Here is a 9,939-nt window from a genome sequence, read left to right on the forward strand (position 1 = left end):
GCAAGTGCGGAAGACCTTGAAACCCTTGGGTTAATTTCTATCGCGACAATATCTTCTTTTTCATCCGGGCTTACTGCAAACTGAACGTTACAACCCCCGGCAAAGTCACCAATGCTACGCATCATATGGATAGCAAGGTCACGCATACGCTGGTATGCCGTATCACTTAATGTCATGGCCGGGGCCACTGTGATGGAATCTCCTGTATGGATTCCCATAGGATCCATATTCTCTATAGCACAGATAATAACAACATTGTCGTTTTTATCCCTTAATAGTTCCAGTTCGTATTCTTTCCAGCCCAACAAAGCTTTATCAATCAAAACTTCGTGAATTGGAGAAGCTTCGAGACCGTAGGTGAGCATTTCATCAAAATCTTCGGCTCTGTGCACAAAAGATGCACCACTACCTCCCAGGGTAAAAGATGCCCTTATTACCAGAGGAAAACCAAATTCCTGGGCTACTTCTTTCCCCTGCAGGAAAGATGTTACCGTTTTTGCAGGAGCTACAGGCACACCTATCCTGCCCATTAATTGCTTAAACTTCTCGCGGTCTTCGGTAATATTAATGGCGTCGATATCCACACCAATAAGTTTGATTCCAAAATCCTCCCAAATTCCTTTTTCATCTGCTTCAATACAAAGGTTCAAAGCGGTTTGACCACCCATGGTAGGCAAAACCGCATCTATATTGGGATGCTTCTTAAGGATCTCAATAATAGATTTTGTAGTTAAAGGTTTAAGATAAACATGATCGGCCACAGAAGGATCTGTCATGATGGTTGCCGGATTGGAGTTTATGAGCACAGTTTCGATTCCCTCATCACGTAAAGAGCGAAGAGATTGTGTACCGGCATAATCAAATTCACAGGCCTGGCCTATCACAATAGGACCTGAACCTATTATCAAAATACATTTGAGATTTTTGTTCTTGGGCATTTAACTAAGGTTTTGGATATAAAAATAAGAAGCTATTGGGTATAAAAAAAGGCGTTACTTAAAAAGTAACACCTTTATTATTTAATATCAAAAGTTTCATTAGTGTTTGTGTCGGTTCTCAGAAGATACAGATAATTTTTTTCTGCCTTTAGCCCTTCTTCTGGCAAGGACTTTTCTACCGTTTACACTTGCCATACGCTCTCTAAAGCCATGCTTGTTTTTTCTTCTTCTCTTAGATGGTTGAAACGTTCTTTTCATTTTGAATATCTTTAATCTTCTGTGAAATCTTTTTTAAAGCAGTCCTTAAAACTGCGTGCAAATATACAAAGCTTTTTAAGTCTTACAAATACAAATATAAAATATTTTCGAATTGTTTTTATTACCTTTGCCGCCTGTAAAACCACGGGAACATGTTCAATAAAAATATAAAATTAGTCTTAGCCGGATTCATAATTATTCTTGCTTTCTGGCAATTCTTTGAAGGTAACATAGGAAACGGGATCATGTTAATCTTGCTTTCGGGGATCTTCGTTTTCTTATACTTTAAGAATGAAATGATCTTACTTGCTTTTCTAAGGCTTCGAAAACAGGATTTTGAAGGTGCTAAAAAATGGCTGGACAAAATAAAAGATCCCGAAAGCGCTCTTACCCGAAAGCAACAGGGATATTACTGGTATTTGCACGGGCTAATGATTTCCCAGACCAATATTACCCAGGCAGAAAAATACTTTAAAAAAGCTATCCGCCTCGGACTTTCTATGTCCCAGGACCTTGCAATGGCAAAACTAAACCTGGCTGGAATTGCCATGACCAAAAGAAGAAAGAGAGAAGCCACTAATCTTCTTGCTGAAGCTAAAAAGCTTGATACTCATGGAATGCTGAAAGATCAGATCAAAATGATGAAGCAGCAAATGAAGAAAATTTAACAACGCCTTGGGGTTTTAGAATTTAGCTTCACACCTCCTTAGGTCTTTTGGCTAATATATAGGCCATTTGACGAGAAATTTTCCTTTACCCCTTCCCTTTAGGTATCTTTGTTTTCAGTAGTTTGAAACAAAGTGCATGAGGAAATTTTTACTCTTATTTTTTATATTAGCAGGCTTTTCAGGCCAACCTCAAGCAGAAAAAAACGATAAGGTTTATTTTTCTGAAGCACTTTCCATGCATTTACCTAAGTATGAGGAAAAAGCCAAGGATGCCTATCGATTTAATGATTACAAACGTGGCCATTTCTTGTTCGATTCTCTTGTAAATAATTGTCTGCGGAACTCATATATAGATAATTTCCGTTTTTATAGCCTAAAGAAGAAGCCGGTGCAATTATATCAATTTAAAAAGCCGGTTTACCTTATTACTTACGCATCCTGGTGCATACAGGGAAAAGGCGAAATTCCAGCAATAAACAAACTTGCAGAAAAATATGAAAATCAGATAGATTTTATCGTTCTGTTCTGGGATTCAGCTGATATGGCAAAGAATAGTGCCAAAGAGTTTAGCAAAAACATCAATGTTGTTTATGTGGACGAAAGAAAAAACGCCGATCCTTTCGTTATTAAAAATTTAAAACATTCGTTGGGTTTACCCATCTCTTTCCTGATTTCGGGAGATAGAAGAATAGAAGATATAAGAAGAAGCATTTTTCTCCCTTATAATGCCACGGCAAAAGAATCTTATGACCTGAACTACGAATCTATCGAAGAGGGCATTTCCAGCATCCTCATCACCGACCAGCACAAGGACGTTGCCGATATTTCCAACTAGTCGTACTTCTTAATTTATAACCGGATAGTTTCCTTCTTCGGGAATATCAATTTCGTACATCCTTCTTGAAGCGTTGTTTAAATGGGCTTCACGCAACCAGGGATTATGAATTTTAAGGATCTTATAGTTGATGCCGAATTGCTTCGCGAAATCAGCGAAGTCGCCGACCACGGTATCAACTTCTACTTTTCTGGTAGGAATGTGATTGTATAAATCATTATCCTCAAACTGAAATCCATATTTTTCCGGATCGCTCATAATCTCTTTAAGAGCAAGTATACGGAAGACGTAGCGACCGGTTTCTTCTCCTAGAAGTAAATCGTAATAATCAGAAACTTTTTGTCTCTCCATTTGTCTGGATATTCCGCGGTTTCCTGCATTGTAGGCAGCCGCAGCCAGGGTCCACGTTCCCAGGTTTTCCTTTGCTTTCTTAAGATATTCCGCAGCAACCCTCGTAGATTTTTCGATATGATATCTTTCGTCTACATTATCATTAATTTCTAGTCCGTAATCCTTTCCGGTACCAGACATGATCTGCCAGAATCCTATAGCACGTGCGGGAGAAACCGCCTGGGTAAGGCCGCTTTCAATTACCGCTATGTACTTAAGGTCATTGGGAACGCCTTCTTCTTTAAGGATTGGTTCAATTACAGGAAAATATTTATGAGCTCTTTTCATCAGCAATAACGCATTGGACTGCCAGTAAGTATTAACCAGTAATTCCCGGTCCAGCCGCTCATAAACATCTGGATCCTCCAACGGCACAGTTTCACCGGCAAAATCTATATTTTTCGGAACAGGAAGCGCTTTGATAGTATAGTTTTCTGCAACACTTTTATCATTTTGAATACCTGCTGTTTTACCTGGATTGGTATTTTCTATATTATTTGTTTCAGGAGCTTCCTGTACGGCATTGATACTTAGCGCACATACGCATAATATGCCAACAATAATGAGTGCGTTCTTTAGATACTTCATATTCGTTCTTCTATTTTTCCTTTATCATTTATTTTTCCTGTAAGAATAATTTCAGGCAAATACCTGTTGAACCACCTGAAGCGGTTTATTATCATTATATGCGTTCCCCCCTTCAACTTTATACAGTTTCCAATATGCTCTATAGGGAATATCACATCCTTATCACCGTGAATATGCACAACCTTTTCATCAGCCTTATCACAATTCCATAAAACCATATGCTTTATCGCCCAGTCAAGGTAAATTTTATTATTAACAGATAAATATTGACGATATAATTTAGCCCGTTTTTTTGCAAAATCACCAATAGCTATTTTTTCAAAATGATCAACGTAGTTCATCAAACCTGTGGGTATAAGCCGGTAAATACCTGTTTTTGCAGCAAAACGCATTCTATTAGGCAGTTCCTCCCGGCACTTTACACTAGAAATTATTATAAGCCGCTGCACGTCTAGATATTTACTCATTTCCTGAACAACAACCCCGCCAAAAGACACCCCTATAAGAATTGGTTTGTCGTGCTTGATAAACTTATTCATCCTCAGGGCATAATCCTGCAAACTTTCCCTACGATCCGGGATAAGCCATTCCAGGTAATGAACCTCAAACGTATCTTCCGGAAGCTTAATATGTTCAAAAATTGAAGCATTTGCTGCCATACCCGGCATCAAATAGACATGCAAAACTTCTTTTGTACTAATCATTTGCTACTGAAAATAAATTTTAATGAGCAGAGATTTTAAAAGCGAGGATAAATTTAATGCTATTTTATTGGCTTTTATACATATAAACAGAAAATAAAAAGATCCATTGAAGCTATTAATCTAAAATTTCTACAAGGTGCTAAAAAAATTTATATCTGCAAATTTCAAGACTCTCTGTACTTCATATTAGCAAGAAATCCGGGACATTAAACCCAAAATCGCTTTAAAAGCTTTATTTTTGTACAACTCTTTGATATTCTGCAAGATCATCTATATTTTGATGACAATTGATTTTGGTATATAATTTGAAGTAGTAAAACCTCTGAAGGAGAGCCTGTTATTCTTTGCTTACTTTAAAACCTTCTTTAGCTGCTGCTCTCTTTATTTATCTGGAGTTTCTACAATTTTAAAACAACTGCACTATGAGTAATGAAGAATTGAAAATTACGGACAACGAATTTCTGAGACAATACGAAACCACGATTAACGACGAACTTGCAACTATTGAATATTCTAAACAAGAAAGGAAAATCTTCCTGACAAGGGTGCAAATGTCTGAAAATGTTCGGGAGCAGGGTTATATGGAAAGCTTTATAAAAGCTGTTCTGGATGAAATTCAGGAAAGCAACACCAGGGTGATGCCTACCAGTCCTGAAATTGCTAAGTATATGCGCAAAAACAGAAGGAAGTATAAAGACCTTCTTCCAGTGGGTATTAATATCTAAACCGCCACAGCTTCAGGTTCATAAAGGAATTCCAATCTTACGAGTCCGTCAGTATCAATTTCCTGAAGCCTTATTTCATGTAATGTGTTTACAAGAGCGGGGTTCCACGGAGTTTTTACCTTTACATAGTTTTCTGTAAAGCCGTGGATAAAACCTTTCTTGTTCTCACCTTCAAACAACACCGTTGCCGTATTTCCTATCTGACTTTCATAAAAAGCACGACGTTTTTTGACAGAAAGACCTCTAAGCATCTTACTGTGCTTTTTGCGTACTTTTAGCGGCACAGCACCAGCCATTGCTGCTGCCGGAGTATTATCCCTTTCAGAATATGTAAAAACGTGTAAATAGGAAATATCCAGCTCGTTTAAGAAATTGTAAGTTTCCAGAAAATGATCGTCTGTTTCCCCGGGAAATCCTACGATTACATCCACGCCTATACAAGCATCTGGCATAACAGCTTTTATCTGCTCCACCCTGTTCACATACAACTCGCGCATATACCTGCGCCGCATTGCCTTTAAAATTGAATTGCTTCCGCTTTGCAGGGGAATATGAAAATGCGGAACAAAACTTCTACTTTCCGCGACAAAATCTATAGTTTCATTTTTCAGAAGGTTTGGCTCTATAGAAGAAATTCTTAAACGCTCAATCCCTTTAACCTTATCTAGCGCTTTTACCAGGTCCAGGAAAGTATGTTCATGCTTTTTATTTCCAAACTCTCCTTTTCCATAATCACCGATATTAACACCCGTCAATACGATCTCCTTTATTCCTTTTGCTGAAATTTGTGCAGCATTCTGCAGGACATTTTCAAGCTTATCGCTTCGGGAAATACCCCGCGCCAGGGGAATTGTGCAGTACGTGCATTTATAATCGCATCCATCCTGAACTTTGAGAAAAGCTCTTGTACGGTCGCCGAAAGAATAGGAACCTACATAGAAATCTGCTTCCTCAATCTCACAGGAATGGACTTCTCCCATATCATTTTTGGTGAGGTCATTAAGGTAATCTGTAATCTTAAATTTTTCTGTAGCACCCAAAACAAGATCGACACCATTTACAGCAGCGAGTTCCTCTGGTTTTAATTGCGCATAGCACCCCACGGCAATCACAAAAGCATTTTCATTAACTTTCTGGGCCTGTTTTACAATAGTTTTAAATCTTTTATCGGCATAATCGGTTACAGAACAGGTGTTAATAACATAGATATCCGCTTTTTCATCAAATTCCACTTTGTTAAAGCCTTCGTCCTTAAAAGAACGTGCTATTGTAGAAGTTTCCGAAAAATTGAGCTTGCAGCCCAGGGTGTAAAATGCTACTTTTTTATTGTTCATAAAATATCCGGTTAAAAAGGATTTAAAACCCGTTTCTTAGGGGCTGCAAATATACTTAATTTTACCTACTACTCAAAAATCCTTCAGCGGATTGCAAAGCAATGGTTTCGTTTTAAGATCAATGCCAAAAATTGCCAATTTTCGACCTATACTATGAAAATGACCTAAAGCAAAAATTTTGTATATTGAATAAAATTTACAATATGGGATTTGGCGGCAGTAGTAGCGGGGCTAATGTTATTATGAAAAACAACCGCAGAAGCAGAAAGTCTAAAACAGAAAAATTTCAGAAATCCACTGGTTCTAAAATAGGAGGAACAGGCCCTGAAAAACACATTTCTGAAGCTGAACTGGAAAAAATTAGAATCAACATAAGAACAAGCAACAGGAAGCGACAATCAAAGATTTTAGCAATAACGACAGTTTTTCTTCTCCTTTTCGCACTTATTTTCTTCTATTTTATGTTTTAATTCGAAAATTCCAGCTCACCAGAAAATCGATGTTCAAATTAGCACATTTTGAAATTTTCAAATTGAAGACTAATCCCTTCTCCATTTTTTGGTTTCTTCAAAGACATGTTCCAGAATTGCCTTGTCTTCTTCAGTGAACTCAACGCCTCTTCTTTTCATTACAATCTCAGCAACTTCAAAAGCTTTTTGTGTTTTATAAGTAGTTGTACCTGCACTTCCGCCCCAGCTAAAACTCGGTATAAAATTCCGCGGAAATCCAGCCCCAAATATATTAGCACTCACTCCCACCACTGTACCTGTATTAAACATGGTGTTAATCCCGCATTTACTGTGGTCGCCCATCATTAATCCGCAAAATTGCAAACCTGTACGCGCAAAGCCTTCATCTTGGTAACTCCATAACCTAACTTCAGCATAATTATTTTTAAGATTCGATGTATTCGTATCTGCGCCAAGATTACACCACTCCCCTAAAACCGAATTTCCTAAGAATCCGTCGTGGCCTTTATTCGAATTTTGCATAAGCACGGCATTGCTAATCTCTCCTCCTGCCTTACAGCCCGGTCCAATAGTGGTTCCCCCGTAAATTTTCGCACCCATTTTTATAACAGCATTCTCCGCAATTGCCAGAGGACCACGCAGCAGGCTACCTTCCATTACCTGCGCATCTTTTCCTATATAAATAGGACCGGAAGAAGCATTTAGGGAGCAAAATTCCACCGAAGCACCTTCTTCAATAAAGATATTTTCGGGATTCATCACATTATTGGAAGAAGGGATAGGTGCTGAAGTTCTATCGTGGGTGAGCAATTCAAAATCTTCATTTATAGACTGTTCATTTTTTGAAAATATATCCCAGGTATTTGCTATAAAAAGAGCTTCCACGGAAAGCTCCCGGCGATCGTATTCATCAAAATCAACTTCCTGATCTTCAGTTACATAAAAAGCCACAACTTCTTCTTTAAAAAAGACAGCCTGATTCGCCTGAAGGTTTTTTATCTGCTCCAACAGGCCCGTAGTGGGCAAAAAGGCAGCATTTATCATTACATTTTCCTCCATTTCCACCAACGGCCATTTTTCAGCTAAATAATCTTCAGTAACTGTTGTCGTGGTACTTTCCAGGAGCATTTCCCATTTTTCGCGTATCGTGAGAATACCTATTCTTATATCGGCCACAGGCCTGGTAAAAGTAAATGGCAGTAGTTGATTTCTATAGGAGCCATCGAATAAAATGTAATTCATTATAAAAAGTTTTATGAGATCGAATTTAAGACTAATGCAAAAAATGCCAATTATTGTCTTCTATATTTTTTCAGCACTAGAATAAAAACAAAAAAGGCTGCCTAAATAGACAGCCTGGTATAGCTTAAAAAATTCAGAAAAATTACTTCTTCTTGAATTTTGAATATTTGTTCTTGAATTTATCAATTCTACCTGCACTATCTACCAGTTTAGATTTACCGGTATAATAAGGATGAGAAGTTCTTGAAATTTCCAACTTCACCAAAGGATATTCAGTTCCGTCAACTTCAATTGTTTCTTTTGTGTTTGCTGTAGATTTTGTAAGGAACACGTCTTCGTTAGACATGTCTTTAAATGCTACTAATCTATAATTTTCCGGATGGATTCCCTGCTTCATCGCTTTATTCTTTTAATTTTCGAGGTGCAAATTTAAGTAATTTGATCATAAAAACAAGTATTCCCATAAAACTTTTTAAAAAAATCTGTGTGTAACGTTTTGCTATATTTGCTTACTAATGCAGCATAACCACTAAGCATCCAAAATTATGAAAAAATCTGTACAAGCTGTTATTTTGCCTTACGGCCTATATCTTGGGCTGGCGTCTATTCTCATTTCGGTATTGATTTACGCACTCAACCTGGAACTGTTCACGAAATGGTATATTACTGTTATTAATTTTACTGTATTACTGGTAATAGGAATAATGGCCGTTAAGAAGGTTAAAAGTTTGGATCCCGATCCCTTTTTCTCTTTTAAAAGTGCTTTTTCTGCTTTTTTCCTTCCCGTTATTCTTGGCGCCTTTATCTCGATAATATTTACTGCTATTCTTTTTAACGTTATTGATCCTGAAGCGGCAGCTTATGTTCAGGAAATGACCCTTGAAGCGAGCAGGGATATGATGGAACGTTTTGGCGCATCACCGTCGCAGATAGATGAAGCCATAGCCGGCCAGGCAAATGTTAATCCTTATTCTGTAAATAACATTTTTATGGGCTTCGCTTTTACCATAGTTTTATACGCAATATTATCTTTATTGGTAGCCTTGATATTTAGAGAAAAAGATCCCAGAGCATAATTTATGCAGTTATCTATCGTCATACCTCTTCTTAATGAAGAACAATCCATAATCGAATTATACAATTGGATCGCACAGGTTTTGCGGTCCAATTCTTTTTCTTATGAAATTATTTTTATTGACGACGGTAGTACAGATAATTCCTGGGAAGCAGTAGAGTCTCTCTCCAAAAAGGACGACAGGGTTAAAGGAATAAAATTTAACCGGAATTACGGTAAATCCCAGGCGCTGCATGCCGGCTTTCTTAAGGCCCAGGGTGAAGTTGTGATTACGATGGATGCTGATCTCCAGGACAACCCGGAAGAAATTCCGGAGCTTTACAGAATGGTAAAAGAGGAGAATTACGACCTTGTCTCCGGTTGGAAAAAGAAGCGTTACGATAATGTACTCTCTAAAAATTTACCGTCGAAACTGTTTAATGCCGCAGCCAGGAAAACATCTGGCGTAAAGCTTCATGATTTTAACTGCGGACTAAAAGCTTACAAAAAGGCAGTGATAAAAAATATTGATGTTTACGGGGAAATGCACCGTTACATCCCCGTTCTTGCCAAAAATTCAGGTTTTATAAAAATTACCGAAAAAGAAGTACAGCACCAGGCAAGGAAGTACGGGAAAACAAAATTCGGGATAGAACGTTTTATCAACGGTTTCCTGGATTTATTAAGTATCTGGTTTCTGTCGAAGTTTGGGAGACGTCCCATGCACCTTTTT

At 37.8% G+C, this 9,939-nt stretch carries 13 protein-coding genes; 6 read left to right on the forward strand and 7 right to left on the reverse strand.

Going from position 1 to position 9,939, the window contains the following annotated elements; all coding sequences use genetic code 11:
- Positions 1–938 (reverse strand): ATP-binding protein (locus RM529_RS14725; RefSeq protein ID WP_489752738.1); only part of this gene is annotated, 938 nt, incomplete at its 3' end.
- Between the two features lie 99 nt (positions 939–1,037).
- Positions 1,038–1,196 (reverse strand): 50S ribosomal protein L34, encoded by a 159-nt coding sequence (gene rpmH, locus RM529_RS14730; RefSeq protein ID WP_311485512.1) that lies wholly within the window; start codon positions 1,194–1,196, stop codon positions 1,038–1,040.
- A 152-nt stretch (positions 1,197–1,348) separates the two neighbouring features.
- On the opposite strand from rpmH, the gene RM529_RS14735 reads away from it, so the two are divergent.
- Positions 1,349–1,864 (forward strand): tetratricopeptide repeat protein, encoded by a 516-nt coding sequence (locus tag RM529_RS14735; RefSeq protein WP_311485513.1) that lies wholly within the window; start codon positions 1,349–1,351, stop codon positions 1,862–1,864.
- Positions 1,865–2,000: 136 nt separating this feature from the next.
- The gene (locus RM529_RS14740; protein ID WP_311485514.1) at positions 2,001–2,699 is read left to right on the forward strand and encodes a TlpA family protein disulfide reductase; all 699 of its coding nucleotides are present in this window, start codon (positions 2,001–2,003) and stop codon (positions 2,697–2,699) included.
- A 9-nt stretch (positions 2,700–2,708) separates the two neighbouring features.
- Here the strand turns inward: RM529_RS14740 and RM529_RS14745 are convergent, their stop codons facing one another.
- Positions 2,709–3,677: a lytic transglycosylase domain-containing protein gene (locus tag RM529_RS14745; protein WP_311485515.1), complete on the reverse strand. Its 969-nt coding sequence runs from the start codon at positions 3,675–3,677 to the stop codon at positions 2,709–2,711.
- The gene (locus RM529_RS14750; RefSeq protein WP_311485516.1) at positions 3,674–4,381 is read right to left on the reverse strand and encodes an alpha/beta fold hydrolase; all 708 of its coding nucleotides are present in this window, start codon (positions 4,379–4,381) and stop codon (positions 3,674–3,676) included. Before RM529_RS14750 ends, RM529_RS14745 begins: the two co-directional genes overlap by 4 nt.
- A 422-nt stretch (positions 4,382–4,803) precedes the next feature.
- On the opposite strand from RM529_RS14750, the gene RM529_RS14755 reads away from it, so the two are divergent.
- Positions 4,804–5,106 carry a GNAT family N-acetyltransferase gene (locus tag RM529_RS14755; RefSeq protein WP_311485517.1) on the forward strand — a complete coding sequence of 101 codons (303 nt, stop codon included), beginning with the start codon at positions 4,804–4,806 and terminating at the stop codon, positions 5,104–5,106.
- Here the strand turns inward: RM529_RS14755 and mtaB are convergent.
- Positions 5,103–6,440 carry a tRNA (N(6)-L-threonylcarbamoyladenosine(37)-C(2))-methylthiotransferase MtaB gene (gene mtaB / locus RM529_RS14760; protein ID WP_311485518.1) on the reverse strand — a complete coding sequence of 446 codons (1,338 nt, stop codon included), beginning with the start codon at positions 6,438–6,440 and terminating at the stop codon, positions 5,103–5,105. The two genes, RM529_RS14755 and mtaB, sit on opposite strands and share 4 nt — an antisense overlap.
- 185 nt (positions 6,441–6,625) lie before the next feature.
- Between mtaB and RM529_RS14765 the strand changes: the two genes are divergently transcribed.
- A complete protein-coding gene (locus RM529_RS14765) occupies positions 6,626–6,910 on the forward strand; it encodes a hypothetical protein (RefSeq protein WP_311485519.1) in 285 nt (94 codons plus the stop codon).
- Positions 6,911–6,979: 69 nt separating this feature from the next.
- On the opposite strand, the gene RM529_RS14770 is transcribed toward RM529_RS14765, so the two are convergent.
- Complete coding sequence (locus tag RM529_RS14770; RefSeq protein WP_311485520.1) at positions 6,980–8,152, reverse strand: GlmU family protein; 1,173 nt, start codon at positions 8,150–8,152, stop codon at positions 6,980–6,982.
- Between the two features lie 142 nt (positions 8,153–8,294).
- Positions 8,295–8,549, reverse strand: a complete 255-nt coding sequence (locus tag RM529_RS14775) for a type B 50S ribosomal protein L31 (RefSeq protein WP_311485521.1) — start codon at positions 8,547–8,549, stop codon at positions 8,295–8,297.
- A 148-nt stretch (positions 8,550–8,697) separates the two neighbouring features.
- Between RM529_RS14775 and RM529_RS14780 the strand changes: the two genes are divergently transcribed.
- Together RM529_RS14780 and RM529_RS14785 are read left to right on the forward strand one after the other, a co-directional pair.
- Entirely contained in the window at positions 8,698–9,228 is a 531-nt protein-coding gene (locus RM529_RS14780; RefSeq protein WP_311485522.1) for a DUF4199 domain-containing protein, read from the forward strand.
- Positions 9,229–9,231: 3 nt separating this feature from the next.
- Positions 9,232–9,939, forward strand: a 708-nt coding sequence (locus RM529_RS14785; protein ID WP_311485523.1) for a glycosyltransferase family 2 protein, incomplete at its 3' end; no start/stop codon positions are given.

The organism is Autumnicola edwardsiae (assembly GCF_031846505.1).
GTDB classification, from domain to species: domain Bacteria; phylum Bacteroidota; class Bacteroidia; order Flavobacteriales; family Flavobacteriaceae; genus Autumnicola; species Autumnicola edwardsiae.

Coding starts and splice junctions, on each gene's coding strand:
- RM529_RS14735 (WP_311485513.1), top strand. CDS start 1,349: ATGTTCAATAAAAATATAAAATTAGTCTTAGCCGGATTCATAATTATT.
- RM529_RS14780 (WP_311485522.1), top strand. CDS start 8,698: ATGAAAAAATCTGTACAAGCTGTTATTTTGCCTTACGGCCTATATCTT.
- RM529_RS14750 (WP_311485516.1), bottom strand. CDS start 4,381: ATGATTAGTACAAAAGAAGTTTTGCATGTCTATTTGATGCCGGGTATG.
- RM529_RS14770 (WP_311485520.1), bottom strand. CDS start 8,152: ATGAATTACATTTTATTCGATGGCTCCTATAGAAATCAACTACTGCCA.
- RM529_RS14745 (WP_311485515.1), bottom strand. CDS start 3,677: ATGAAGTATCTAAAGAACGCACTCATTATTGTTGGCATATTATGCGTA.
- rpmH (WP_311485512.1), bottom strand. CDS start 1,196: ATGAAAAGAACGTTTCAACCATCTAAGAGAAGAAGAAAAAACAAGCAT.
- RM529_RS14740 (WP_311485514.1), top strand. CDS start 2,001: ATGAGGAAATTTTTACTCTTATTTTTTATATTAGCAGGCTTTTCAGGC.
- RM529_RS14775 (WP_311485521.1), bottom strand. CDS start 8,549: ATGAAGCAGGGAATCCATCCGGAAAATTATAGATTAGTAGCATTTAAA.
- RM529_RS14755 (WP_311485517.1), top strand. CDS start 4,804: ATGAGTAATGAAGAATTGAAAATTACGGACAACGAATTTCTGAGACAA.
- mtaB (WP_311485518.1), bottom strand. CDS start 6,440: ATGAACAATAAAAAAGTAGCATTTTACACCCTGGGCTGCAAGCTCAAT.